General features: G+C 45.7%; 25 protein-coding genes and 2 tRNA genes. 19 read left to right on the top strand and 8 right to left on the bottom strand.

Annotated elements, in window-relative coordinates:
- Nucleotides 1–25: 25 nt before the first annotated feature.
- Complete coding sequence (locus tag BWI93_RS10450; protein WP_094811002.1) at nucleotides 26–1654, top strand: glycosyltransferase family 39 protein; 1629 nt, start codon at nucleotides 26–28, stop codon at nucleotides 1652–1654.
- Nucleotides 1655–1676: 22 nt separating this feature from the next.
- Nucleotides 1677–2591: a Ppx/GppA phosphatase family protein gene (locus BWI93_RS10445; protein WP_094811000.1), complete on the top strand. Its 915-nt coding sequence runs from the start codon at nucleotides 1677–1679 to the stop codon at nucleotides 2589–2591.
- Here BWI93_RS10445 and BWI93_RS10440 read toward each other — a convergent pair.
- Together BWI93_RS10440 and BWI93_RS10435 are read right to left on the bottom strand one after the other, a co-directional pair.
- Nucleotides 2588–3142 (bottom strand): hypothetical protein, encoded by a 555-nt coding sequence (locus BWI93_RS10440; protein WP_094810998.1) that lies wholly within the window; start codon nucleotides 3140–3142, stop codon nucleotides 2588–2590. The two genes, BWI93_RS10445 and BWI93_RS10440, sit on opposite strands and share 4 nt — an antisense overlap.
- A 116-nt stretch (nucleotides 3143–3258) precedes the next feature.
- Nucleotides 3259–3678: an OsmC family protein gene (locus BWI93_RS10435; RefSeq protein ID WP_176454190.1), complete on the bottom strand. Its 420-nt coding sequence runs from the start codon at nucleotides 3676–3678 to the stop codon at nucleotides 3259–3261.
- Nucleotides 3679–3869: 191 nt separating this feature from the next.
- Here BWI93_RS10435 and BWI93_RS10430 point away from each other — a divergent pair, with 191 nt between their 5' ends.
- Nucleotides 3870–4454 (top strand): DUF4082 domain-containing protein, encoded by a 585-nt coding sequence (locus BWI93_RS10430; protein WP_094810996.1) that lies wholly within the window; start codon nucleotides 3870–3872, stop codon nucleotides 4452–4454.
- 49 nt (nucleotides 4455–4503) lie between these two features.
- Here the strand turns inward: BWI93_RS10430 and BWI93_RS10425 are convergent, their stop codons facing one another.
- Complete coding sequence (locus tag BWI93_RS10425; RefSeq protein WP_094810994.1) at nucleotides 4504–5478, bottom strand: polyprenyl synthetase family protein; 975 nt, start codon at nucleotides 5476–5478, stop codon at nucleotides 4504–4506.
- A gap of 187 nt (nucleotides 5479–5665) precedes the next feature.
- Here BWI93_RS10425 and BWI93_RS10420 point away from each other — a divergent pair, with 187 nt between their 5' ends.
- The 5 genes from BWI93_RS10420 to BWI93_RS10400 all read left to right on the top strand — a co-directional run bounded on the left by BWI93_RS10420 (nucleotide 5666) and on the right by BWI93_RS10400 (nucleotide 9913).
- Nucleotides 5666–6436, top strand: a complete 771-nt coding sequence (locus BWI93_RS10420; protein WP_094810992.1) for an alpha/beta fold hydrolase — start codon at nucleotides 5666–5668, stop codon at nucleotides 6434–6436.
- Nucleotides 6437–6458: 22 nt separating this feature from the next.
- A complete protein-coding gene (locus tag BWI93_RS10415; protein WP_094810990.1) occupies nucleotides 6459–7178 on the top strand; it encodes an SAM-dependent methyltransferase in 720 nt (239 codons plus the stop codon).
- 205 nt (nucleotides 7179–7383) lie between these two features.
- A complete protein-coding gene (locus BWI93_RS10410) occupies nucleotides 7384–8040 on the top strand; it encodes an MBL fold metallo-hydrolase (protein ID WP_094810988.1) in 657 nt (218 codons plus the stop codon).
- An 18-nt stretch (nucleotides 8041–8058) separates the two neighbouring features.
- Nucleotides 8059–8757, top strand: a complete 699-nt coding sequence (gene pssA, locus BWI93_RS10405; protein WP_094810986.1) for a CDP-diacylglycerol--serine O-phosphatidyltransferase — start codon at nucleotides 8059–8061, stop codon at nucleotides 8755–8757.
- Nucleotides 8758–8911: 154 nt separating this feature from the next.
- The gene (locus tag BWI93_RS10400; RefSeq protein ID WP_094810984.1) at nucleotides 8912–9913 is read left to right on the top strand and encodes a 3-oxoacyl-ACP synthase III family protein; all 1002 of its coding nucleotides are present in this window, start codon (nucleotides 8912–8914) and stop codon (nucleotides 9911–9913) included.
- 171 nt (nucleotides 9914–10084) lie between these two features.
- Here the strand turns inward: BWI93_RS10400 and BWI93_RS10395 are convergent, their stop codons facing one another.
- A complete protein-coding gene (locus BWI93_RS10395) occupies nucleotides 10085–10441 on the bottom strand; it encodes a CoA-binding protein (protein WP_094810982.1) in 357 nt (118 codons plus the stop codon).
- A 208-nt stretch (nucleotides 10442–10649) separates the two neighbouring features.
- Between BWI93_RS10395 and BWI93_RS10390 the strand changes: the two genes are divergently transcribed.
- Complete coding sequence (locus BWI93_RS10390; RefSeq protein WP_094810980.1) at nucleotides 10650–11228, top strand: NUMOD4 domain-containing protein; 579 nt, start codon at nucleotides 10650–10652, stop codon at nucleotides 11226–11228.
- Nucleotides 11229–11394: 166 nt separating this feature from the next.
- On the opposite strand, the gene BWI93_RS10385 is transcribed toward BWI93_RS10390, so the two are convergent.
- On the bottom strand, nucleotides 11395–11691 hold the full coding sequence (locus tag BWI93_RS10385) for an iron-sulfur cluster assembly accessory protein (RefSeq protein ID WP_094810978.1): 297 nt from the start codon (nucleotides 11689–11691) through the stop codon (nucleotides 11395–11397).
- A gap of 146 nt (nucleotides 11692–11837) precedes the next feature.
- Here BWI93_RS10385 and BWI93_RS10380 point away from each other — a divergent pair, with 146 nt between their 5' ends.
- Nucleotides 11838–12365, top strand: a complete 528-nt coding sequence (locus tag BWI93_RS10380; protein WP_094810976.1) for a hypothetical protein — start codon at nucleotides 11838–11840, stop codon at nucleotides 12363–12365.
- Nucleotides 12366–12459: 94 nt separating this feature from the next.
- On the opposite strand, the gene metF is transcribed toward BWI93_RS10380, so the two are convergent.
- Nucleotides 12460–13413, bottom strand: coding sequence for a methylenetetrahydrofolate reductase [NAD(P)H] (metF, locus tag BWI93_RS10375; RefSeq protein ID WP_094810974.1), 954 nt, complete (start codon nucleotides 13411–13413; stop codon nucleotides 12460–12462).
- 401 nt (nucleotides 13414–13814) lie between these two features.
- Here metF and hflX point away from each other — a divergent pair, with 401 nt between their 5' ends.
- Nucleotides 13815–15017 carry a GTPase HflX gene (gene hflX, locus BWI93_RS10370; protein ID WP_094810972.1) on the top strand — a complete coding sequence of 401 codons (1203 nt, stop codon included), beginning with the start codon at nucleotides 13815–13817 and terminating at the stop codon, nucleotides 15015–15017.
- A 63-nt stretch (nucleotides 15018–15080) separates the two neighbouring features.
- Nucleotides 15081–15155 (top strand) — tRNA-Arg (locus tag BWI93_RS10365).
- Between the two features lie 138 nt (nucleotides 15156–15293).
- On the opposite strand, the gene BWI93_RS10355 is transcribed toward BWI93_RS10365, so the two are convergent.
- The gene (locus tag BWI93_RS10355; protein WP_094810968.1) at nucleotides 15294–15629 is read right to left on the bottom strand and encodes a hypothetical protein; all 336 of its coding nucleotides are present in this window, start codon (nucleotides 15627–15629) and stop codon (nucleotides 15294–15296) included.
- Nucleotides 15630–16187: 558 nt separating this feature from the next.
- Here BWI93_RS10355 and BWI93_RS10350 point away from each other — a divergent pair.
- On the top strand, nucleotides 16188–17027 hold the full coding sequence (locus BWI93_RS10350; RefSeq protein WP_094810966.1) for a PAS domain S-box protein: 840 nt from the start codon (nucleotides 16188–16190) through the stop codon (nucleotides 17025–17027).
- Between the two features lie 43 nt (nucleotides 17028–17070).
- Here BWI93_RS10350 and BWI93_RS27750 read toward each other — a convergent pair whose 3' ends face one another.
- A complete protein-coding gene (locus BWI93_RS27750) occupies nucleotides 17071–17238 on the bottom strand; it encodes a hypothetical protein (RefSeq protein WP_158242705.1) in 168 nt (55 codons plus the stop codon).
- A gap of 154 nt (nucleotides 17239–17392) precedes the next feature.
- Between BWI93_RS27750 and BWI93_RS10345 the strand changes: the two genes are divergently transcribed.
- The 6 genes from BWI93_RS10345 (at nucleotide 17393) to BWI93_RS10320 (ending at nucleotide 23722) form a co-directional block, all read left to right on the top strand.
- Entirely contained in the window at nucleotides 17393–18583 is a 1191-nt protein-coding gene (locus BWI93_RS10345) for a sorbosone dehydrogenase family protein (RefSeq protein ID WP_094810963.1), read from the top strand.
- A gap of 67 nt (nucleotides 18584–18650) precedes the next feature.
- Nucleotides 18651–18723: transfer RNA gene (locus BWI93_RS10340), tRNA-Thr, on the top strand.
- Nucleotides 18724–19034: 311 nt separating this feature from the next.
- The gene (locus BWI93_RS10335; RefSeq protein WP_094810961.1) at nucleotides 19035–20240 is read left to right on the top strand and encodes a site-specific integrase; all 1206 of its coding nucleotides are present in this window, start codon (nucleotides 19035–19037) and stop codon (nucleotides 20238–20240) included.
- Between the two features lie 178 nt (nucleotides 20241–20418).
- On the top strand, nucleotides 20419–21303 hold the full coding sequence (locus BWI93_RS10330; RefSeq protein ID WP_094810959.1) for a site-specific DNA-methyltransferase: 885 nt from the start codon (nucleotides 20419–20421) through the stop codon (nucleotides 21301–21303).
- A gap of 23 nt (nucleotides 21304–21326) precedes the next feature.
- The gene (locus tag BWI93_RS10325; protein WP_094810957.1) at nucleotides 21327–22190 is read left to right on the top strand and encodes a hypothetical protein; all 864 of its coding nucleotides are present in this window, start codon (nucleotides 21327–21329) and stop codon (nucleotides 22188–22190) included.
- A 2-nt stretch (nucleotides 22191–22192) separates the two neighbouring features.
- Nucleotides 22193–23722, top strand: coding sequence for an ATP-binding protein (locus BWI93_RS10320; protein WP_094810955.1), 1530 nt, complete (start codon nucleotides 22193–22195; stop codon nucleotides 23720–23722).
- The last annotated feature ends 803 nt before the right edge of the window (nucleotides 23723–24525 follow it).

Below are 24525 nucleotides of genomic sequence, written 5' to 3'. Positions count from 1 at the left end.
GGGACAGTTCTACCTCTTTGAATGCATGCACGCTGAACGTTTTTTATTTAGTCCGATCTACTGGATTATGTGGCTGGCTCTGGCCGCCGTCTATATCATTGGTTTATTCGTTCCCCTATTTGATACCGACCCGGCTCACCACGCCCTGATTGCCCTGCACATGGTGGAGACCAATGACTGGGTTAGCCTCATTGACCGGGGCCGGGATTACCTGGATAAACCACACCTGCTTTTCTGGCTGAGTGCCTTATCCTTCAAAACGTTTGGCATTAATACTTTTGCGTATAAGTTTCCCTCCATGCTGGCTTCCATCGTGGGTTTTTACTCGGCTTTTCGGTTGGGTAAACTCCTGTATTCGGAGGCGGTAGGCCGACTGGCTGCTTTGATTTACGCCTCCTGCTACGCTCAGTTTCTATCCAATCAGGACGTACGGATGGATGCTCTGCTGACGGCCTGTATGGTGTTTTCCGTCTGGATGTTACTGGCTTTCGTCCGCGAAGGCAAACGCAAATATGCCCTGGGTTCGGCTCTGGGGCTGGCTCTGGGTTTTGCGACCAAAGGGGGAATTGGTCTGGCGATGCCGCTGATGGCGTTAGGATTTCAGTTACTGTACGAACGCAACTGGAAGGCCATTTTTCAGTGGAGCTGGGTCTTTATCGGTTTTTCGTTTCTGGTCTTTATCAGTCCGATTCTGTACTGCTACTATCTGCAATTCGATTTACATCCCGAGAAAGTCATCCGTGGCATGACGGGCCTTTCGGGTATCAAGTTCATTCTTTTGGGGCAAAGCGTTGAACGTTTTCAGGGTGAAGCCTGGGGAAGTTCCGGCTCCAACGACTACTTCTTCTTTTTCCATACGCTTCTTTGGTCGTGCCTGCCCTGGGCCTTTCTGATCTACTGGTCGCTCTTTCGGGCAATACGGAATTTTAAAGCTCAGAAAGAAGTACTCACGTTGGGAATTATCGTCTCGATGATGCTGATTCTCTCAATGGCTCAGTACAAATTACCGCATTACCTGAATCTGCTGTACCCGTATCTGGCAATTCAACTGAGTGGGCAGTTGTTGTCCAGTTCCGAGAAAACTATTCGTTCGCTGATGATCGTGCAGGCGGTAGTAGTTACGCTCATGATGGGGATTACCATTTACCTGAATACGGTGATTACGCCCATTCCTGGAATCATCAATCAACTGGTTGCTCTGGCTGTGGCAGGATTTATTTTATATCTGAGCATTCGTCAATCGCCGGTTTTTGCCCGCCTGGTGGCAGTATCGCTGGCGGGGATTTCCATTACTTTTATGTCGCTGAGTGCCAACGCCTATCCGTACCTGTTCCGCTATGATTCGGGATACGAGTTTGCCCGTACTGCTGATCCGGCCGTTCGGGATTCGTTCAGTTTCTATCGGATTTACAGTTATACGTTCGACTTTTATACTAAAAAGTTACATCCGCCGCTACCCGAAGGTAAAATACCCGAGACCCGCTGGATACTAACCGATTCGACGGGCCTGGCTGAACTTCGGCAGGCGGGCGTGAAAATGGCTCAGATCCGGTCCAATCCGCATTTCCATTTATCGACGCTGAACGGTGAATTTCTAAACCCAGCTACCCGATTACAGGCCTGCGAACGACGCTACTTAATTGAACGCTATTAATAATCCCTGAAACCATCTCCGTATGAAACTAGCAGCGATCGACATTGGCTCTAACGCCGCCCGTCTGCAAATCTCCAAAGTACTGGAAAACGAGGGCGTACTGACCTTCAAAAAAGTAGAATATGTCCGCTTTCCTCTACGCCTGGGAATGGACGTATTTACGACGGGTTCGATCAGTGCCGAAGGCGAGGTTCGCCTGTATAAAATGCTTCATTCATTCAAACTCCTGATTGAACTGCATGAGTGTAAAGATTACCTGATTTGTGCAACTTCAGCCATGCGGGAGGCTTCCAATGCCAGTGACATTGTCACACGCATTGAAGGGCAGCTCGATATGAAAATTCACATCATCGAAGGAGCGAAAGAAGCCGAACTGATCAACAACGTCGTGGTGCAATCCCTGGATACGGATACCAATTACCTGCACGTGGATGTGGGCGGCGGATCGAGCGAGCTGAACCTGTACGTGAACCGGCAGAAAGTCGCGAGCCGTTCGTTTAAAATCGGCTCCGTACGCTTACTGGAAGGGAAAGAGCAGAAATCCGACTGGGAGAAAATGCAACGCTGGATTCAGGACCACATTGGCCCCAAACAGGCGGGTATCCGGGCGATTGGTACGGGTGGAAATATCAACAAGCTATTCAATCTGGCCAAGACCCGCGTCACCGAATCCAGCATGGACATTAAAGAATTGGAGCGGATTCAGAAATACATCGGCTCCTACTCGCTGGAAGATCGTATTAATAAACTCCAGCTCAACCCCGACCGGGCGGACGTGATTGTACCGGCTTCCGAAATCTATCTGTCAGCCATGCGTTGGTCAGGAGCGACGGAAATACTGGTACCCGATCTGGGATTGAAAGACGGCATCATTCAGTACGTCTACGACCGCTACCAGCATCGGAAACGCAAGAAGGACATCGATCCTATCCTTTAACGAATATCCATACGCTTCGGTAACCCTAACTGCTTGGCATAGGGTGCCGGAGCGTAGGCATACACCCGTTCGAGCAGGTGATTGACATCCTCCAGAAATTCAAACTGAATATCGGGGTGCAGCTTCGTCAGTTTCTTCAGTATGGCTTCCGTCCGCTTGGCGATGTACTCGGCCAGGCCATCGGTTTTGGATGTGTACTTCTGCACGTACGGCAACTGCTTCTCAAAGCATTCATTCAGCAGATACAATACCAATTCCACTTCCCCGTATTTGTCCTTCGTAATCTTCACGTGATAGGTAATTTCGGCGTGCAGTCGCCGCATATCCGTCATTAACCAACCCGACGAATCCGGATCGAGTTTGTAGAAACGGTCCATTTTGTTACGCAGATCGTCGCGTCGTTCCGGCAACGTTTGGCCATCTTCCAGCAATTGAAAAATAAGCTGTTCCTGTAAGTCTTTGTGTTTATTGATGAGCCGCAGTAGTAGTTTGTCTTTTTCCTCCCGCGTGAGGCCCAGAATGGCCGTTTTTAATTCTTTACTAATGGGCATACCTAAATAAAATTCGAAAACACAAAATCCTCTTCGAAGATACAGTGCCTGCGGCTGAAAATAAAACGGGATAACTCCTTGCGTGAGTTATCCCGTTTCCGTGCAATAATTTGTATTTAAGCCAATGAAGCTTCCAGTGAAATGGACGCCTTCAGTAACTTCGAAATCGGGCAGTTCGCTTTCGCTCCAGCCGCAATTTCCTGGAATTGTTCTTCGGTGATATTTGGGATTTTTGCCGTCAGAACGATATTACTCTCTGTGACTTCGCCTTTGGAAGGATCGAGTACCACGGTGGCTTTCGCGTTGATTTCATCGGCCGTAAAACCTGCTTCGTTCAAATCGAAGCTCAGTTTCATGGCGAAACAGCCCGCGTGAGCTGCCGCGATGAGTTCTTCAGGGTTCGTACCCTTGCCATCCGCAAAACGCGTATTGAATGAATACTGAGTGCTGTCGAGTACCGTACTAGCGGTCGTCAACGCTCCTGAACCTTCTTTTCCGCTGCCTTTCCAAACAGCTGTAGCATTACGTTTGATCATGATTGTAGATAGATTTATGGGTGATTGTCGTCGAAAGATACGGTCAAAAGAATAGTACTATCATGAGCTCTGGAAATTTTAACAATGATTTTACCTGTAATGGGTAAGGGGCTCCCTGAAATGTGGTATTTCGTCGCGAGGCCATCCTTCGGAGCTTTGTCCCATCAACCTTCTTAAAGCTCCGATAACCAATGAAAACCCGATCTCTTTTTTTAGTCGCCCTCTCCTTCGCTCTGCTGCTTGGCTGTAAGGACAAAGGCGAAGACACCAAGCCCCAGGAGAACCCGATCTCTACGTTTGTGAAAGGTACGGACGTGACGTCAGAACAATTCAATAATGGCCGCTGGGAAGTTGGCATTTACTTCAGTGCTTCGGTTCCCGGAAAAATTACGCAGGTGGGAGCCAAGATGCCCGAAGTTGGTACGTACACCGTTACGCTCTGGGATGCAGCCGACCAGAGTGTCCTACGTCAGAAAGCTGTAGAAGTCGATGCCCCCGAAAAGCTGGTTTTACTACCCATCGATCCGCTGGAAATTACAGATGCCACGAAGAAATACGTCGTTAGTATCAACAACCTTTCGATGGGTGTAGCCAAGAAGTACTACGTTCACAAAAAAGGTGCGACTGATTTTATGCCTTTGGTCCAGGGAAGCATTCTCTTTCATAGTGAAGGCGAACGGATCGTTCCCAATAATTCCACGGCTTCAGTATTTCCCGTAACCATGAAAAAGAATTTTGTCATCGGTATTCCCGAAATCACTTTCGTCCCGAATTAACCCCATCGTGTAATTTAAAAGGCTTACCCGTGATCGGATAAGCCTTTTTTTATTTGGTACGTTCGATGGTAAACTGAACCAGATTCTGGAGCGATTCCCGGTAGATGTTCGCCGGAAACTCGCTCAGGATGGTGAGGGCTTCGTTCACGTAGCGTTGCATAACCTGAGTGGCGTACTCGATGCCGCCGGAGCTTTTGACGAAATCAATGACCTCTCCTACTTTTTTCGGGTTCTCCGAATCGTTTTTGATGGTATTGATAATCCGCCGTTTCGTCAGCCAGTCGGCCCGATTCAGGGCGTAGATCAACGGCAACGTCATTTTCTTTTCCTTAATATCGATCCCAACGGGCTTACCAATTTCAGCATCGCCGTAATCAAAAAGGTCGTCTTTGATTTGAAAGGCAATCCCCACTTTTTCGCCAAACAACCGCATTCGCTCCACCATTTCCTTGGTTTGTTGCACCGACCGGGCTCCCACCGCACAGCAGGCCGCAATCAGGGTTGCCGTTTTCTGACGGATAATTTCGAAGTACACTTCTTCAGTAATGTCCAGTCGGCGAGCTTTTTCAATCTGCATCAACTCCCCTTCCGACATCTCCTTCACCGAGCGGTTGATGAGTTTGAGGAAATCGAAATCTTCGTTATCCACGGCCAGAAACAGGCTCCGCGACAACAGGTAATCACCCACGAGCACGGCAATTTTATTCTTCCAGAGAGCATTGACCGAAAAGAATCCCCGGCGGTAATTCGAATCATCCACCACGTCGTCGTGTACCAGCGTTGCGGTATGAATGAGTTCAATCAGCGAAGCTCCCCGATACGTCGATTCGTTGATCGTCCCGCAGGTACCCGCCGCCAGAAAGACGAACATGGGCCGAATTTGTTTCCCTTTTCGCCGAACAATGTAGTTCATGATCTGATCGAGCAACATGACGTCGCTTTTCATGAACTCTCGAAATTTTCCCTCAAATGCCTTCATTTCAGCATTGATGGGAGCCTGTATTTGTTGTATGGAAAGACTCATGTGTGGTGATCGGTATTCAGAGACAACCGCCTGGGGTACTTTCGAGGTCAGTATTTTTTAGCCCTGAATACGGTAATCCTCGGCAAGTTTACGAAGGATTGACGTCGGGTGGATAACTTTGTCCGCAAAAGTTGTATAGCTAACCCGGAATGATGACGTTAAATTCCGGAAAAGACCATAGTTGCTTATGAAATTATTTTTTCGGCAAGCGGGCGAAAGCGGCCCGGCCATCGTGATTTTACACGGCGTATTTGGCTCGGCCGACAACTGGCTGACCGTAGGCAAGCAGATTGCTGAAAAAGGCTTTCGGGTATTCATGCTCGATCAACGCAATCACGGCCGCTCTCCCTGGAGTGATGACTTTGGCTACCAGGAAATGGCGGAAGATTTGCACGAATTCATTCAGGATCAGCAACTCACCGATCCTCTACTGATTGGCCATTCCATGGGCGGAAAAACGGTTATGCAGTTTGCTCTGAACTATCCGGAGCTACTGGATAAGATGGTGGTGGTTGATATTGCTCCGCGGTTTTATCCCGTCCACCATACGGGGATTCTGAAGGGAATGAACCTGATGCCTTTGGCTACCCTCAAAAACCGTCAGGACGCCGAAACCTTTTTCACCCAGTACGAAGACCACCCGGGTACCCGGGCTTTTGTCCTTAAAAACCTGGCCCGTGCCGATGCAGGGGGGTTTACCTGGCGACTGAACCTGCCCGTTATCACGCGGGAAATTGAAACCGTGGGTAGTGAACTCAGTGGTATTCATCCCGTGTCGAAACCCGTGCTGTTCATCCGTGGTGAACTTTCTTCGTACATCACCGAAGAGGATGAAAAAGAAATTTTCCGCATTTTTCCGCAAGCTCGCGTGGAGACCATCGCCGGAGCCAGTCATTGGGTACAGGCCGATCAGCCAGAAGCTTTTATTGAAGCGGTCATGAACTTTGTGAAGGAATAGGCTTCACCGGAATTATAACGAAATGAATACCCAAGAATCCGGCTCTAGGGCCACTCTGTTTCTGATTCCCACCGTGCTGGCTCCGGGTACGGCTGATGCTGTATTGAGTCCGCAAATCCGTGAAGTCATTCTTCGTACGGACGTTTTCTTCGCGGAAAATCTGCGTACCGCCCGGCGGTTTATTTCAGAATTAAAAACGGGCAGGAAAATTGAAGACCTTACCTTCTTCGAGCTACACAAGGACACGCCCGTGCAGGAAACCCGCCAACAACTGCGGCAATGCCCGGGCAAAGACATCGGTGTATTGTCCGAGGCGGGTTGCCCGGGCATTGCCGATCCCGGAGCGGTGGCGGTACGTCTGGCTCATGAATCAGGATTGCGGGTGGCTCCGCTGGTAGGGCCTTCTTCCATTCTGCTCACGCTGATGGGATCGGGTTTTAACGGACAGTCTTTTGCGTTTCACGGGTACCTGCCCATTGACAAGGGCGAACGGGCCAAACGGGTGCGTGAGCTGGAAAAAGATGCCCGTAGCGGCCAAACCCAGCTTTTTATGGAAACACCGTATCGGAACGGAGCTTTGCTCGACGAGCTTTTACGCAGTTGCCAGCCGCAAACGCTCCTGTGCATCGGTTCGAACCTAACGGCGGAAGACGAGTTTATTCAAACCCAAACCATTCAATACTGGCGGGAGCATAAGCCCGATTTGCACAAAAAACCGACGATGTTTGCTTTGGGAATTTAGGGTGGTGGTTAGAGTTTAAGGTTTGATTGGGTTTGAGGTTTAAGGTGGTCCAGAGGTTGTACCCCTGGTTACTGACGTTGAACCCCTTCAGGGTTTGAAGCAATAGGTTAAACCTTTCTTACGCAACCCTTAAACCTTTCAAACGTACTCTAATTACATTCAAACCTCCTCAAACACATTATTCCTTCAAACGAATTCATAGAAAATGCTATACTTACAAGTGTTTACCTTCAATGGCTTTCAGGAAAATACGTACGTTCTCTGGGATGATACGAAGGAAGCCGTCATTATTGATCCCGGCTGCTCGGATCGTCAGGAACGGGAAGAGTTAACTGAATTTATTTCCGACGAAGGCCTGAAGGTCGTCAAATTGCTCAACACGCACGCCCACGTCGATCATGTGCTGGGGAATGCGTTTGTGAAGCGAACGTACGGCGTTCCGTACTACCTGCATCCGCTTGATGTACCGGTTTTAAAATCTGTAGCAGTCCGGGCTCCCTCCTACCGCATTTTTGATTACGAAGAAGCCGAACCCGATGCCTGGCTCGAAGAAGGCGTACCCGTAACTTTTGGTGATACAACACTGGAAGTTCTCCACGTACCGGGACACGCTCCGGGGCACGTAGCGTTCATCAATCGCGAATCGAACCTATGTATCAGCGGTGATGTACTTTTCCACGGTAGTATTGGACGCTGGGATTTTCCGGGCTGCAATTTCGACGACCTGATTTCCAGTATTAAACATAAACTGTTTACGCTGGACGATGAAATGGAGGTATTTCCCGGTCACGGCCCCGCTACCACAATCGGACGTGAACGTCTCGAAAACCCCTACGTAGGTCAGAACGGACAGTACGCCTAACCCGCTAATTTTTCTCGTATGCTCAAGCACCTTCCCAATGCCATGACCTGCTGTAACCTGCTTTGCGGCTGTGTAGGCATTGTTGCGGCTTTCAACAACGATCTGCTACTTTCTTCGTACCTGATCGTCATTGCCGGTATATTCGATTTCTTCGATGGCTTTGTAGCCCGCCTGGTGAAGGCCAGTTCGGCCATTGGCAAGGAACTCGATTCGCTGGCCGACATGGTCACGTTCGGCGTACTGCCTTCCATCATTATTTATCACCTGATACTGGATAGTGTTCCCGATCTACCCAGTATCTGGAAGTGTTACTTTGCTTTCGTGATTGCCGTGTTCTCGGCACTGCGGCTGGCAAAATTCAACATTGATGAACGGCAGACCTCGGGTTTCATTGGCCTGCCGACGCCCGCCAATGCCTTTCTCATTGCTTCGATTCCGGTCATTCTGCGGCAACACGAAGACTGGGCTCCGTATATCCTGAATGCCAATTATCTGATTGTTTTCAGCTTCCTGATGTCTTTTTTACTGGTGATGGAAGTGCCCTTGTTTGCCCTGAAGTTCAAAGGCTTCGGCTGGAAAGGCAACGAAATCAAGTATCTCTTTATCGGCATTTCGGCGGTACTGGTGATTCTGTTGAATTTTGCCGCCATGCCTCCCATCATTGCCCTGTACATTCTCTTGTCACTGATTAATAACCGATTAAATCCCGTTTCCTAAGACAATAGCGTCCGTTTCGGAATCACTGGGAGAAAAATCTGCCAAAGCTCGGACCGGATGTTCGGGCTTTGGCATTTTTGCAATCCCCAGTTCCGTGAAAAATTAATTACATTTTTCAACAACAAAATCCTAATTTACGGCCTTACTTTTTTGTATGCCTTACGCTCAGATTACCGGATTAGGCTTTTACGTGCCCGAAAACGTTGTTACCAACCAGGACCTGGAACAACGTTTTGAAACCTCAGATGCCTGGATTGTGGAACGTACCGGCATTCGTCAACGTCGCTACTTTACTCCCGGAAAAGATACCAATGCCAGCATGGCTGCCCAGGCCGCCCGCCAAGCCCTGGAGCGTGCCGCCGTGGCTGCAACGGACGTAGACTTTATTATCTACGCAACCATTACTCCCGATTACTATTTTCCGGGACCGGGTTTTGCCATGCAACGCGAGTTGGGGATGACGGGCGTAGGCGTGCTCGACATCCGGGATCAGTGCTCGGGTTTTGTGTACGCACTGTCCGTAGCCGATCAGTACATTCGCTCGGGTATGTACCGTACCATTCTGATTGTAGGCTCTGAAATTCAGTCTTCTTTCCTGAATCCAACGACCGAAGGCCGGAGTGTAGCCGTCATTTTTGGTGATGGTGCCGGTGCTGCGGTCGTTCAGGCCACGGAAGATGCCGAACACCGAATTCTTTCTACGCATCTCCACGCCGATGGTACCTTTGCCGAAGAGTTAATGGTCAAAGGTCCGGGGAGCAGTAGAGAAGGTCGGTGGTACGATTCGGCGATGAAAAATCCGTCCGAAATGGAAGTGTACATGCAGGGCAATACGGTATTCAAACATGCGGTGGTACGCTTTCCTGAAGTAATCCTTGAAAGTCTGAAAGCCAATCATTTACAACCCGAAAATATCGATTTGCTGGTACCCCATCAGGCCAACCTACGTATCTCTGAGTACGTTCGTCAGAATCTGGGTTTGCCCGAAGACCGCGTCTTTAACAATATCCAAAAATACGGAAATACGACCGCCGCTTCCATACCCATTGCCCTGACGGAAGCCTGGGAATCCGGACGTGTGAAACCAGGACAGCTGATCTGCCTGGCGGCCTTTGGAAGTGGCTTTACCTGGGGTGCTGCCCTGATTCGCTGGTGAGTACAAACCTTCGGGTAGGAAGAGTAGTTTACAGCTTTAATATGCCTAACTTCTTTTTAGAATTTAAGCAAAGTTTTAAAAAAGTTACCCCCTAAATTTTACCGTATCATCTTTTTTTTACATTTATTTTAAATTTTACCCCAAAACTTTTATATCAATACTTTCCAATGATCAATACTGCCCCGTACCCAGCATTACGAGCGTACAGGCCTGCAGAGCTATTACGCCCTGCTCCTCCGCCATTTTCTCAAATTCGGAATTTTCTGTACCTGGGTTAAAGATAATCCTCCTGGGTTTCAGGCTGAGCATATAGTCATAGAGTTCAGGCTGCCGGGTAGGATTAATGTACAACGTGATGGTATCAATATCCTCCAGTTCGGGTTTTCCGTGCAGAATAGGGTATCCAGCTACTGCTCCGTTCTCTTTACCTAGTAGGACAATTTCGTGTCCGTAGCTCAGCAGTCGATTGGCTGCTAGATACGCGTATCTTCCGGGATGAGTCGATGCTCCTACGATTAAAGTTTTCATTAAAATTTTAATTTTATTAACATTTGGTATGAAAGAAAAATCCGAATTTTTTTCTACATTCGGCTTTGGTTTTGCAGAGATGCGTAAAAAAACTTTACCATCTACTCTGTTTTAAACTCTTCTTTCACCGCCCGCCCGGAACCTAATATCAAGTCTTAAGTCTGAGTTAACCCGTCAACCGTACTTGCCGGAAGTTAATTAATTAACCATGAGCGAGAAGAAATCAAGTAGTTTTTGGAATGAAAAGTGGATTGAAATCCCTTTTGAGGGTGTTGAAAATCCCCCCCGTTACGAAGTATCAAATTATGGAAGGCTTCGTAGCTTTCAGAATGATCCCGAAGGTGACATTATCAAGGGATCGATCATTCAGGGTTACCGTTCCCTGAATATCCGGATACGAGGAGGTAAGGTGATCAACCGTTACCTGCATCGATTGGTTGCTGATTTTTTTGTGAATCGGCCTTCTGCTGATCATAAATTTATTATCCACCAGGATCACGACAAGCTGAATAACCATTGGGAAAACCTGAAATGGGTGACGCGGGACGAAATGACCGAACACCACCGGACGAACCCCCAGGAGAAACCTCGCCCCAAACGAACTAAAAATTATAAGCTTACCGAGAGTAAAGTAATCATGATCAAGAAGATGCTGAAAAGCGACAAAAATCGTCTGAAAATGATCGCTAAACAATTCGGCATTACGCATACCCAGCTCAACCGGATTCGTTCGGGTGAAAACTGGGGTCACGTAAAAGTGGAAGACGAAGTTGAAGGCGTAAAGTAGTCTTTACCCTTTTCTATTTAAAAGCCCGGCCAGTCATTTGGCCGGGCTTTGAGGGTTTACAAGTACAAGAGGTCAAACCTTTCCTGAGTGTTTCCGACTCTTAAGTCGACCAGCTCTCCAGTACTCTTTATCCGTCAGGATTTTCCTGCCATTAGCACCGAAAGAATTACGCTTTCGGTTGAAAGACGAATCCCTCCCCCTCGGCGTCAAAATCAATGGTTAGTCCGATTACATACATGAGGTGCCGCCGATCGACGTACACGGGAATATCGGCTACGGTAAACTGATCGTCGTGGTCCGTTCTCGTATCAAATCCCAGCAAAAACGAAGCTCCGCAGGCAGCCCCCTTCAGTCCTACCCGCAGCCCATAAAATTCAGGTAGTTTTTTGTCTTCAATAATGGCTCGTATCTGCTCCTGTGCCGACTGCGTAAATGAAATGGGAACAATTTCCTGCGTGATCATTGGCTAAAAATGCGGTGATTCGCCGCTCAATTATCTACTTTTGAACGTTAATATACGTGCTCTTTCGACTCTTTTTGTTCCGAAAGCCCGGTAAAGTATCCTCGTAACCCTAAAATTTGTACTTTAATTCACTACGTTCTTTTTCTATGCAAACGCTTTTTAGTGATCTGCTTAAAGTAGTCTTACCCGCTGCCCTGGTTTTATACGCGTTTTATTTATCGATAAAAGCTTTCCTGAACAAACAGCTGATCGAACAACAACAGGATGCTAAACTGGAGTCGCTGAAAGTGGTACTACCGTTGCGACTACAGGCGTACGAACGACTTTGCTTATTTCTCGAACGGATCAGTCCCAGCAATTTACTCATTCGGAACGCGGGTCAGGCCTTTAGCTCTCTGGATCTGCAACAGTTACTGGTCGCCGAAATACGACAGGAGTTCCAGCATAATGCCGCTCAGCAGTTGTACATCCGCCCGGAAAGCTGGGAACGCATTCGACTGACGACGCAGGAACTTACCGCACTCGTCAACCGGGCGGCTTCCGAAATAGCCCCGGATGCTCCAGCCCTTGATTTGGCTCGTAAGATCAGCGAACTCTCCACTGGTCGTCCAACCGAAGTCTGGCAGGAAACTCTGGCTCTGATCAAAACGGAAGCACAGGGCATCTGGTCCTAGTCCACTCCTCACCAAAAGCAGCGTATCTACGTCCTTTACGGGTCAGATACGCTGCTTTATTTTTATCCGAATGCTCCTCAATCGATTCAGTCGTTTAGAACACCGCCCGGGCGATTCGCTGTACGGAGTCCGATTTACCCATGGTGTAGAAGTGCAGCACGGGGACGCCGAAGTCCAGCAATTCCTTGCACTGCTGAATACCGAACTCAATTCCTACTTCGCGTACTTCCTTGTCCGACTTACAGGCTTCTACGGCGTGTACCAGCTCTTCCGGGAAATCCAGGTGGAAAATGCGGGGCAGTACCGTCAGTTGCTTCTTGGTTGAAATGGGTTTCAGGCCCGGAATGATGGGTACCGTAATGCCCTCTTTCCGGCAACGCTTCACGAAATCAAAGTATTTCTGGTTATCGAAAAACATCTGCGTTACAATGTACTCCGCTCCCAGGTCCACTTTCTTCTTCAGGTACCGCAGATCATTACTATGATTCGGAGCTTCGAAGTGCTTTTCCGGATACCCCGCCACACCAATGCAGAAGTTCGTCGGCTGAGCCTCCGTTTCTTCGTGCAGCAGGCGTCCGTGGTTCATGTCTACCACCTGCTCTACCAGTTCCGTCGCGTAGGCGTGGCCGCCTTCTTTCGGCTTGAATACCCCCGCCGACTTCTCCGGATCGCCGCGTAGAACAAGTACGTTGTTGATCCCCAGGTAATGCAGGTCGTAAAGGAAATCTTCCGTCTCGTCTTTGGTAAAGCCGCCACAAATGACGTGGGGCACGGCGTCTACCTTAAACCGCTCCATGAGCTTGGCACACACGCCCACCGTGCCGGGCCGCCGCCGGACGGGTACTTTCTGAATCAATCCGCTGGGATGGCGTTTTTCGATGAGTTCTTCCCGGTGATAGGTTACGTCCACAAAAGGTGGCTTAAATTCCATCAGGGGTTCAATCGTATCAAACAATTCAGTGACACTCTGGCCTTTAAGAGGAGGAATGATTTCAAGGGAAAAAAGGGCTTTTCCGTTCGCTTGCTGGATGTATTCGGTAACTTTCATGTAAAAGCAATGATCAGTCGGGCAAAGTACGTAAAAAGATTAGGCTTTAACAGGCATCCGTTCGCATTTCTCAGGGCCGGGAACCAGCATCATAAGCCAATCACTGGTTCCTTGGCTTATTTTCATTAATTTTGCCTGAGTATGAACTGAGTAATCGATTTCTCGTGTTACTCTACTGAACAACCTTATATATCATTCTGTTCCATCGTGATTTTAGCTGCAACGTATCATCTTTTTGTCGACTAGGGACGCCCTCTTTCCTGGTCCTATTTCTTTCTTTTTATCATTCCGTAGAAAGCTGGTTTAGCCTCACTTACGCGGTGAGTCCGGAGTAGGAAGGTACACCTTTTTATTCTCCCTACGCTAGTCCCCACTTTCTACACTAAGACCCAAGTATAGTTTTGTTTAGCACTGAAAAAGACATAGAAACGGCGGTATTGATCGCCCTGGTTACGCCTAAACAAACCGAAGATCAGACCCGTGAATATCTGGCTGAGCTGGAATTCCTGGCTGAAACGGCGGGCGTGAAGACGGTCAAAACGTTTGTCCAACGCCTCGAACGTCCAGACCTGAATTTGTTTTTAGGCAAAGGCCGCTTTGAGGACGTGATGGCTTACGTCATTGACCAGGGTATTGATCTGATTATTTGTGATGATGATCTGACGGGCCGCCAGATCCGTAACATGGAAACGGCTTTCCAGGAACGGAACAAGGAAGTCAAGATCATCGACCGGAGTTTGCTGATTCTGAACATTTTTGCCATGCGTGCCCAGTCCGTTCAGGCCCGTACGCAGGTAGAGCTGGCTCAGCAACAGTACGTATTGCCCCGGCTAACCCGGATGTGGACCCACTTATCGCGGCAACGCGGGGGTGTGGGGATGCGGGGTCCCGGGGAGAAAGAGCTGGAAACGGATAAGCGGATTGCGAACGACCGGATTGCCTTTCTGAAGGACAAACTGGCCCGTATCGACCGTCAGGCCGTTACCCAACGCAAAAACCGTGAGCAGATGGTACGCGTAGCCCTGGTGGGTTACACGAACGTCGGGAAATCGACGCTGATGCGGCGACTGGCCAAGGCCGAAGTGTTTGCTGAAAACAAACTCTTCGCTACGGTTGATTCGACGGTACGGAAAGTAACGATTGAGACCATTCCCTTCCTGCTGACGGATACGGTAGGATTCATCCGTAAATTGCCTACCATGCTCATCGAGTCCTTTAAATCGACGCTCGATGAGGTACGGGAAGCGGATGTACTGCTGCACGTCGTGGACGTATCGCATCCGGGACACGAAGAGCAGATTCAGGTGGTAAACCAGATTCTGGCCGAAATTGGAGCCGGTGATAAACCAATGATTCTGGTCTTCAACAAGATTGACCTGTATCAGCCCAGTCCGGAAATGGAATTTGAGGCTCAGGAGGGTAACTTCTCTCCGATCGATTTTCTGAAGAATACGTATCTGGACACGGAAAAGCCGAAAGCCATCTTTATCTCGGCAGAAAAGAAAGAGAACATTGACGAACTACGTCAGGCTCTGCTGGATCTGGTGAAAGCCAAGCACTTCCAGATTTTCCCGAACTGGCTGGAAGAATCAAATTCCTACTAAAAAGGCAAGGGTATTGGTTTTTGCGAAGATTCCTTAGATTTTTGCAGGAATCAATATCCTTTTGGCACCGTAGTTCAACGGATAGAATAGGCGTTTCCTAAACGCTAGATGCGGGTTCGATTCCCGCCGGAGCCACCACCTATGATAAAAGCCCTGTTTTTCAGGGCTTTTATCGTTTTAAGTCGCAATACAGGTCGCAGATTCGTAATACCATTCCATACCCCTGTTCTTAACAGTACCTTAACCCCAAAACGCAGGTAGATTAGGTACCCCACCTCATCCATTATCCTCCACCCTACTCCCCTGTCGAGGTAGCTGTTTAAGAACGATATCCAGCATCACTCTTCTGTTTTCTTCGTGGGCTCGTTCTCCTACCTCTTCATTGTATACCGATAATGCTTTGGAGACTTTATACACTTTTACCAAGTTATACAGGCCGCTTAATTTTTTACCGTTTTCGAACAGGGTGATGGTTTCTCCTTCCACAAACTGAGGCGGATTGCGGGTGTAATACGCATCGATTAATTTGCCCTGGGGAGTTATACTGTCTGGCGTCACCAGCCATACTTTTACTTCGGTAATTACCTCTTCAATATAAACTGGAATTGCCATGTGCGTGGACATTGTTTAAGAGTCGATGTACGATATACGTATAAATAAGGAATTTCCCATATTCTTTTTCCCTTGCCACCCCTTTTTTGCTTCGGTATCCTTATCCCTTGGTAGCGGTCGCCCAGTTCTTTCCTCAGCCGTTGTAGGTATCAAGTCGAAAGGCATTTCTCCTTTCAGGTATACCGTCTGGCTTTTATTGAATTGCGGTCATTCCTACCTAACCCTGATGTCATTAAGCGTGAATCAAATCTGGACTCGTAGAGTTTATAGCGTCACTCGACTTCCGGCCTGGGCGAACTCCTTCATCCAGCATTAATAAGCGGCACGTGAGGATCGACGCTGTTCCTGCTACGTTGCGTACCCACCAGAGCGGGCGGGCGGCTCTGGACCTTGTTTCTACACTTCCATCCCCCTTTGCCAAACAATCCCCCCAAGATTAAGCATCCCGAAACCCGCTTTTTTAGTACTATTACTCCATAGACAAAAAAGATTTTCGTCCCTATTTCTTGCGTGGCTCCCTACCTATTATCTTCCGTGTGCTAGAAGCAACAATTCAATATGAGTAGTGACCCATCTTTTCCATCACGTAAAAGTCGCTTTTCCGATTTAGAACGTCTTTCGTTCGCCCTGCAAGCCGCTCAGGTGGGCACCTGGGATATGGACCTGGAACGAAAACAAGTCTGGTGGGATGAGCGATGCCGGGAGTTATACGGTTTTGTCCGGGAAGTAGAAGTTCCTTATGAGATCGTGTTGGAGTATATTCACCCGGACGATCAAACCCGCGTCGATCAGGCCATCGCCTGGGCCTTAAATCCGAAGTCGCTGGGTGATTACGACATTGAATTCAGAACCATTGGCGGCGAAGATTACAAGTTACGCTGGGTACATGCCAAAGGACAGGCGTTCTTTGATGAGCACGGCAATGCCTACCGTTTTTCGGGCATTATTCAGGACATTACCTCGCTGGTACTGGCCCGGCAGGAACTGGAATCCAACCGACGCCACTGGAGTACCATCGTGGAAAATTCTCCGGCTCCCACGGCGGTCCTGGCGGGCCGGGAACTGACCATTGAGACCATCAATAAATCCATGCTTCAGATCCTGGGCAAAGAGGCTTCGGTTATAGGTCAGCCCCTACTCGAGGCCGTACCCGAATTTACGGATCAGCCCTTCATGGCGATTCTTCAGGATGTTTTCCGCACGGGAAACGCCTATCACACTTCCGAAGGTAATGTATACATTAAGGTCGGTGATCGCTTGCAGGAATTCTGGTTTAGCTATTCGTACACGCCCTTATTTAACCAGAAAGGCCGGGTAGTTAGCATTGTCTGTACGGCGATTGACATCACAGCCCTGATCGAAATCCGCCGACAGATCACAACGCAACAACCCGGCTGAGCATATTGGTTCTACCCTGACTGACGATTTTAGCTTTACCAATTTACTTATTACGCCGTTCCAAAATTTCCTGCAGGAGAGCTTCGGTTAAGGGTTGGCCCTGTTTTCTGATTTCTTCCAGTTCCTGAGCAGTGAGTTGTTCGTGAGCCCTTTGCTGTAGGTCACGCGTTTCATCCGGATTGGTTTGCGACTGATTTGGAGTAGCTGCCATAGCGTTAACGTTAGATGGTGATCAAACCTTAGGGCTAAAAAATTCGGCCAGCAGGAAAGAACGCCCGGGTGACTTATTGCGGGAAATGGGCTGCCGTTTTCGGGGCTGGTATTTTTATTTTAGACCATGACGTATACTTAATGATTCCTACCCTATGCTTCGATCTTTTCTTGTACTAGGACTGAGCCTGACCCTGAACTGCGGGTACGTGGCCTGTCAGTCGCCCGAGCAGACGCAGGCTGAAAAGCCCCTTGCCGTACAACTGCAACTCCTCTCCGATCAGCTGGATTTGCCTACGGCTTTTGCCGTACCCGGTGACGGATCGGGTCGTCTGTTCGTAACCGAACAAGTCGGACGTATACGCATCATCGATCAAAATAAACTCGTCGCCCAGCCTTTTCTGGATCTTACTAAGGTGGTCATCAAAAACAACGGCTACGATGAACGCGGCCTGCTGGGACTGGCTTTTCACCCGCAGTACGTCAAGAATGGCAAGTTTTACGTGTACTACAGTGCCAGATCGCAGGGCGGCGGCAATCACAAAAGTGTGATTCAGGAATTTACGGTATCGGGTAACAAAAACGCAGCCGATCCGCAAAGCGGTAAGCTGGTTCTGGAATTCAACGAGCCGGAATCGAACCACAATGGCGGCGATTTAAAATTTGGTCCGGATGGATTCCTGTACATCGCCGTGGGTGACGGCGGCGGAGCGAATGACCGCCACGGCGAGCACGGCAACGGTCAGAACATGAATACTTTGCTGGGTAAGATTTTGCGGATTGATGTCAATACAGCTCCTTACGCCATTCCTGCGGACAATCCGTTCAAAGCTCAGGCGGGGGCACGACCCGAGATTTACGCGTATGGCCTGCGGAATCCCTGGCGGATTAGCTTCGACAAGAGCAATGGTAAGCTTTTCGCCGGTGACGTCGGACAAAATCAGTACGAGGAAGTAGACCTCATCACGAAAGGCGGCAACTACGGCTGGCGGGTGCGTGAGGGGTATCATCCCTTTAACGAGAAAGACCCCGATCCCAAAAATTACATCGATCCGATTACGGAATATCCGCACAGCGAAGGCATCAGCATCACGGGCGGTTTTGTGTACCGGGGCAAGGCCATTTCGGCTCTGCAGGGCAAATACATCTTCGCCGACTGGTCGGGCCCAATCTGGTATCTGACGGAATCGAAGGGCAAAACCTGGCCCCGGGGCGTAGTACAGCCGCGTAGTCGTCCGGCCAACTGGCAGGTGTATAGTTTCGGTGAGGATGAACAAGGTGAACTCTACGTGCTGGGGGTAAATACGGAGAATAACCGGGGCTTTCTATACAAATTTCAACCTTGAATCAATAAAATATTGGCACAGGGCTTGACAAGGGCCTTTTTTAAACCCTATCTTTGTGCCACCAAACGCCTCCTTAGCTCAGTTGGTAGAGCGACGCATTCGTAATGCGTAGGTCGCAAGTTCAAGTCTTGTAGGAGGCTCAACGATTGATCAACATCCTTCTTACCGCTGATTCGTCAGCGGTTTTTTTGTTTTCAGACATTTAGTTCAAGACGTGTACCCTTTTTAGTTACCGTTTAATCAGCGTTTTGTTTGAAGGCACATTTACTGGCACCGTTTCAGATTGAGGGTACATCGTGACCCCAAAAGGTACCTATCGAGGCACATTTTTGAATCGAGGGTACGTCGATACTTCTTTACCACTTGACAGATTTATTTAAGTGCAAGTATTATCTTTTATCAAGGCAAAGATTTACAAACACTTAAAAAAATCGGTTATGCCTAAAAAAGAATGCTGTTAAGCGTCAATTTCAAACTTCGATTAACATCGACTACTGACAAAACCCGCCCTGTAAAAATCTATGCACGAATTCGTGTTGATGGACAAGTTGCCTCAGATTTCACCACTGGTGTGGATGTAATCCCTGAAAAATGGGATTCTAAAACTCAAAGAATTAAAGGATCCTCTAGAGAAGTACAACAGGATAATTCTACGTTAGAAAACGTTAGAACGGACATCAAGGAAATTTTCAATTCTTTACGACTTTTAAACCAACCTTGCTCTGCTAATATAGTCAGGTTAAAATATTTAAAAGGTAACGAAGCCGTCCCTACTCTACTTACTACATATCAGCGTTTCTTGGACAAATTAGAGGAAAACCAAAACGCAGAAGACGGTCTCGAAGTCAAGACGATCGAAAAATGGTATAGTTACAAAAAGCACGTCCAAGATTTTATTGAGAATGAGATGAAAAGGAACGATATAGCTTTGTTTGATTTCACTCATAACATGGCCGAACAATACTTTAGATATTTAATGACTTCCAAGAAGCATGGCAAAAACCATGCTGTCAAAAACCTTCAAAATTTAAGTAGAGTATTCGATTTTGCTAAAAGAAAAGCCTGGACTATTTCAAATCCTATCGATTCATTAAAATTAAAACAAGACCCACCAAAACCTATTTTTTATCTCGACGATGCCCAACTGTTCATTTTAGGTAAAACTCAATTCTATGGCATATTAGCAGAAGTAGTAGATTGTTTTCTCTTTCAATGTTATACAGGTATGGCATATGCCGAATTGAGTCAGTTTGATCCAGTTAAGCATTTGAAGGATTTTAAAGGCGAATCTATTATCAAAATTTTCCGATATAAACAACGTAAGAAAAATCCTGATGCATGCTTAATACCATTGCTTCCCGAAGCAGAAGCTTTACTTAAAAAATACAAGGGTTTACTTCCAGTCCCTGATGTCCATACCATGAACAGGCATCTACACCTTCTAGAACCTCTACTTAAGGCTGATTTCCCTATTACAAGTCATGTTGGTCGTAAAACAGCAGGTATGTATCTACTTAACAATAACGTACCCTTGGAAACAGTTAGTCGAATCCTAGGCCATAGTTCAGTATCTACGACTCAGAAGCATTACGCTAAAATATTAGAAATCCGAATCTTGAAAGATACTGCTCATTTGAGGAAGGGGTCTGAAATCTGAGTATTAAATATATATTATATATGTAGGCATAGTGGCAATCTAAAAACAGTGCCTACATATATAAATTTATATTACTGATAATCAGCAACATAACTAATAAAATAAACAATTCTAAATAAAAAATCATCGTCAGGCGAACTTTCTTGTTTGTTTTGCCAGATTAAAATCTAATCTTGAAATGGAAGTTGCTTTCAGTACTGCGAAAGGAGTTAGTTATCATGGTGAAATTGAAGAAATATTTCAAGATGGTGCTTTAAGTGAATACTATGGAAAAGTCAGTCTCATTTTCACATCCCCCCCATTTCCCCTAGTCAGGAGAAAAAAGTATGGTAACTTCAAAGGAGAAGTCTATTTGAAATGGATGGAAAATGTAGCTAAGTCACTAGGGAAGTTTTTAAAAGAAGACGGCTCAATAGTGATTGAGATAGGGAATTCTTGGGTTAAAGGTAGTCCAGCTATGTCCATTTTACCTTTACAGTCATTGATGGCATTTTTAGATGCTGGAGATTATAATTTATGCCAACAATTCATATGGAACAACACAGCAAAGTTACCTAGTCCAGCAGAATGGGTAAATATACGCAGGATTAGAGTAAAGGACTCATTTACCAATATTTGGTGGATGTCTCCAATTGAGTATCCTAAAGCAGATAATAAAAAGGTTTTAAATGAATATAGTGAATCGATGAAGCAGCTTCTTAGTAGCAAAAAATACAATTCAGGGGTAAGACCATCTGAGCACGTTATTGGTGAAAAATCATTTTTATCAAATAACAATGGCTCGATACCATCAAATGTATTTTCACTTTCAAATACTAGTAGTGATACGCAATATGCTAAGTACTGCAAAGACAATGAGTTTCCTGTTCATCCAGCTAGAATGCCTAAAGAAATTGCGGAGTTCTTTATAAGATTTCTAACAGATGAAAATGATATAGTCTTTGACCCATTTTCTGGAAGTAATACAACTGGATTTGTTTCAGAGTCATTAGGGAGGCAGTGGGTTAGCTTAGAAAAAAACGCATCTTACATTGATGGTTCTAAAGGAAGATTTAATTTATGACGATATTTTAATTTATAATAATTATGGCACGGGTCTATCATCCAATCTCTCAACCTAACGACTGCTGGTACGAAGAATTAAACTTAGTTTCTAGTATATCTGAAACAGATTTAGAAAATAAAATACTTCAAAATTGTAAAGAGGTTTTTGCTGAATACAATGTCATCTCGTTTAAGTATGACATTGTATCTGGAAAAGATACAAAAAGGCCCGACTTATTAATGATCGATAAAAATTACAAAGAATGGTGGTTTATTGAGGTTGAAAAAATAAGCCATACATTAAATCATATTATTGATCAAGTTAACGTATTTAAAAATCCAGAATTCAACTCTTTGGTCTTATCAAAATACATTGTCCGAAAAGGTGAAGAAGTAGGAATTAGTTTTGATGAATCTAAGGTCTACAATTTGATAGACAATATCCCTCCAAAGGTCATGGTCATAATAGATCAAAACCCTACTAATACTAAACTCCATAATGAATTAAACAAGATTGGGGTCAAATTATGTGTTTTCCAGATATTTAAAAATACGAATTCTACTGAATTATATAGAATAAACGGTTTTTATCCATACGTTAAAATTGAAGCCTCCCATTGCAAAATTAACGCACCTGGTGCTTCAAATGTATTAACGGTAATAAACTCCGATATATTAAATGGAATCGCTGATGATGTTGAGTTTAGCATTTATGATCATACATCTAGAATAACTGTTTGGAAAAAGAAAACTTTAAGAAACAAAGTCTATATTTCTTCAGTGGGAGCCAATCCTATTTTGACAGGCAAAGATTATGTTTTAATTCCAAACAAAGTTTATGAAGAAGGAGATACAATATCTCTGGAAAAAGATTCTCTAGCTAGGTTTCACCTCAAAATCAATTAGTGATGGATATTCAATTTGGAAGCGAAGTTATTCTTTCATATCAAAGACTATCATATACTCCATGGCATGCTTTGGCAGAATTTGTGGATAATGCGACTCAGGCATATTTTTCTAATAGAGAAGTACTAGATGAGCGTTATAATATAGAGGAAACTTCTCTTACAGTCAATATAGATTTTTCATTTTCAGGAACGAACAATTTTATATCTATTGCCGATAATTCAATTGGCATGGATTTAACCATTTTAGAAAATGCTCTTACAGTAGGATTACCTCCTACAAATACTCATGGAAGATCCAAATATGGACTAGGCATGAAAACTGCTTCATTTTGGTTTGGTCAAAAATGGACTATAACCACTAAGCGATTAAATCATCCTAAAAAGTATAAAGTAGTATTAGAGGCTGCTAAAATTGCCACAGGATCTTTGAGTTTAGAGTTTCATGAAACGGATGCCCCTTTAGAAGAACATGGAACTACTGTCGTTATTGAACTTTTAAATAGGACAATTAAAGGTAAGTCTGTTACCAAGGTAAAAAATTACCTACAGTCTATGTATAGAATGGACTTATCAAGTGGCACTTTGAAGCTAAATTTAAGAGGAGAACCCTTAACATGGGATTATGATAATCTCTTTAGCAAGATAGCTAATAACCCTCAAGACGGCACGCCCTACAAAACAGATTTTGACTTTGAAATTAACGGTAAACGTGTTAACGGTTGGGCGGGAGTTTTGTTCAGAGGAAGTAGATCACAAGCGGGATTTTCACAGCTTCAATATAATCGGGTAATAAAAGGATGGCCTGATTCTTATCGCCCTGAAACATTATTCGGCACTCAAGAAGGAGGTAGTAATAACCTTGTGAATCAGCGTCTTTTTGGAGAAATATTTATGGATGATTTTGATGTAAGCCATACCAAAGATTCTATTCTTTTCTCTGATGACGAAGAAGAACAATTAGAATTTAAACTATTAGAAGAACTAGCACACCTGAAGAATGCTGCGGAAACGCTTAGGCATACAGAAGATCTTGATACTAGTATCGATGAGAATAAAGGTATCTATGAAGCTTATGATTCTATTAAATATGAATTACAATCTCCTTTATTCGCAGGGATTCTAACTTCAATTGAGATTTTACCAGATGAGATTGTGCAATTGAGTAACGATTCTGTATTAAATAGAATTACACATAAAGAATCAAACAAATATATTATAAGTGTTGGAACACAACTAACTGTTGATCTATATATCTCTAGTGATATGTCAGTACATGACCCTTATGTAATTCAAAATTCAACATCTTCTAAAGAGAGAATAATAATTATAGTCAACGTAAAACATCCACATTGGTTAGATATTCAAGGTAATTCTGATGTGATTTTACACTTCCTAAAGCATTGTGTTTTAGATGGTGTAGCCGAATGGAAAGCATTTTTTTATGGTAATCAGGACCTGTCTCCTAGCACTATAAAGACTATTAAAGATCAGTTACTAAGAGTTAAATATAGAATGCAATATTCTAACTAATATATGAGCTTTTGACAACTGCACACTGCTAAAGACCGATAGTTGTAAATGATTATCTTACTAAGGTACCAAGATAATCATTTACAACTATCGGTACTTTTAATAAATTGATGTATCTCTTAAAGCTTAATTGTTCAAAGACTATTCTACTACCCTTTATCAGCTAATCTTTTTTATTGCTGTTCGGCAAGCTGCGAATGCTAAAGGGCGATCAGTCGAACGTGCCTCTTGGTTTACTTTTGAGGGCCGCGAAAATTTAAAAATTTTGATTCTGAGCAAGTTACGAAAAACAGCTGTTTACTTTTTTTCGAGGCTTTTTAGGGCATTTTCATACTCCTCTTGAAGTCCTCCGTGTTCTTCGTCGAGCTTTAGTATCTCTTTTACGAGATTTGCTCGTTCTGCTCCGTCTGTGTCTGCGAGTTGGTTGCTTCTGAGGGAAGCTTCTCGGTTGACTCTTCGGAGCTCTGTGAGGAGTTCGTCAACTCCCCTTGATTGGCCGCCGGTGCTGGAGGCGTTTGTGCTGGCTGCTCCTTGGCTGGTGCCTTTGGTTTCGCCGGTGCTTTGGGCTTTGCTGGTTCTTTCGGTTTGGCGGGTGCCGGTGCCTTGGGAGCCTGAGGTTTGGCGGGTGCTTTCCCCTCCTTTTTTTTACTTCAGTCGACCCGGTTTGATCTAATATCCATTGACCTGTTGACTCATCATAGGTATAACCAGGACGCTGATTTGATTGTTTGGAATCATCAGCAATTACAGAAAGTTCACTGATCTGTGCAAGCAGTTCGTCGATTTTTGCTTGATTCCCTTCA

It is taken from the genome of Siphonobacter sp. BAB-5385 (assembly GCF_002261125.1).
Lineage (GTDB): Bacteria > Bacteroidota > Bacteroidia > Cytophagales > Spirosomataceae > Siphonobacter.
This window is presented reverse-complemented; position numbering and strand designations above follow the sequence as displayed.

Bases quoted from the DNA above. Each gene is read 5' to 3' on its own strand.
- BWI93_RS10450 (WP_094811002.1), top strand. From the start codon at position 26: ATGCACGCTGAACGTTTTTTATTTAGTCCGATCTACTGGATTATGTGG.
- BWI93_RS10445 (WP_094811000.1), top strand. From the start codon at position 1,677: ATGAAACTAGCAGCGATCGACATTGGCTCTAACGCCGCCCGTCTGCAA.
- BWI93_RS10440 (WP_094810998.1), bottom strand. From the start codon at position 3,142: ATGCCCATTAGTAAAGAATTAAAAACGGCCATTCTGGGCCTCACGCGG.
- BWI93_RS10435 (WP_176454190.1), bottom strand. From the start codon at position 3,678: ATGATCAAACGTAATGCTACAGCTGTTTGGAAAGGCAGCGGAAAAGAA.
- BWI93_RS10430 (WP_094810996.1), top strand. From the start codon at position 3,870: ATGAAAACCCGATCTCTTTTTTTAGTCGCCCTCTCCTTCGCTCTGCTG.
- BWI93_RS10425 (WP_094810994.1), bottom strand. From the start codon at position 5,478: ATGAGTCTTTCCATACAACAAATACAGGCTCCCATCAATGCTGAAATG.
- BWI93_RS10420 (WP_094810992.1), top strand. From the start codon at position 5,666: ATGAAATTATTTTTTCGGCAAGCGGGCGAAAGCGGCCCGGCCATCGTG.
- BWI93_RS10415 (WP_094810990.1), top strand. From the start codon at position 6,459: ATGAATACCCAAGAATCCGGCTCTAGGGCCACTCTGTTTCTGATTCCC.
- BWI93_RS10410 (WP_094810988.1), top strand. From the start codon at position 7,384: ATGCTATACTTACAAGTGTTTACCTTCAATGGCTTTCAGGAAAATACG.
- pssA (WP_094810986.1), top strand. From the start codon at position 8,059: ATGCTCAAGCACCTTCCCAATGCCATGACCTGCTGTAACCTGCTTTGC.
- BWI93_RS10400 (WP_094810984.1), top strand. From the start codon at position 8,912: ATGCCTTACGCTCAGATTACCGGATTAGGCTTTTACGTGCCCGAAAAC.
- BWI93_RS10395 (WP_094810982.1), bottom strand. From the start codon at position 10,441: ATGAAAACTTTAATCGTAGGAGCATCGACTCATCCCGGAAGATACGCG.
- BWI93_RS10390 (WP_094810980.1), top strand. From the start codon at position 10,650: ATGAGCGAGAAGAAATCAAGTAGTTTTTGGAATGAAAAGTGGATTGAA.
- BWI93_RS10385 (WP_094810978.1), bottom strand. From the start codon at position 11,691: ATGATCACGCAGGAAATTGTTCCCATTTCATTTACGCAGTCGGCACAG.
- BWI93_RS10380 (WP_094810976.1), top strand. From the start codon at position 11,838: ATGCAAACGCTTTTTAGTGATCTGCTTAAAGTAGTCTTACCCGCTGCC.
- metF (WP_094810974.1), bottom strand. From the start codon at position 13,413: ATGAAAGTTACCGAATACATCCAGCAAGCGAACGGAAAAGCCCTTTTT.
- BWI93_RS10355 (WP_094810968.1), bottom strand. From the start codon at position 15,629: ATGGCAATTCCAGTTTATATTGAAGAGGTAATTACCGAAGTAAAAGTA.
- BWI93_RS10350 (WP_094810966.1), top strand. From the start codon at position 16,188: ATGAGTAGTGACCCATCTTTTCCATCACGTAAAAGTCGCTTTTCCGAT.
- BWI93_RS27750 (WP_158242705.1), bottom strand. From the start codon at position 17,238: ATGGCAGCTACTCCAAATCAGTCGCAAACCAATCCGGATGAAACGCGT.
- BWI93_RS10345 (WP_094810963.1), top strand. From the start codon at position 17,393: ATGCTTCGATCTTTTCTTGTACTAGGACTGAGCCTGACCCTGAACTGC.
- BWI93_RS10335 (WP_094810961.1), top strand. From the start codon at position 19,035: ATGCTGTTAAGCGTCAATTTCAAACTTCGATTAACATCGACTACTGAC.
- BWI93_RS10330 (WP_094810959.1), top strand. From the start codon at position 20,419: ATGGAAGTTGCTTTCAGTACTGCGAAAGGAGTTAGTTATCATGGTGAA.
- BWI93_RS10325 (WP_094810957.1), top strand. From the start codon at position 21,327: ATGGCACGGGTCTATCATCCAATCTCTCAACCTAACGACTGCTGGTAC.
- BWI93_RS10320 (WP_094810955.1), top strand. From the start codon at position 22,193: ATGGATATTCAATTTGGAAGCGAAGTTATTCTTTCATATCAAAGACTA.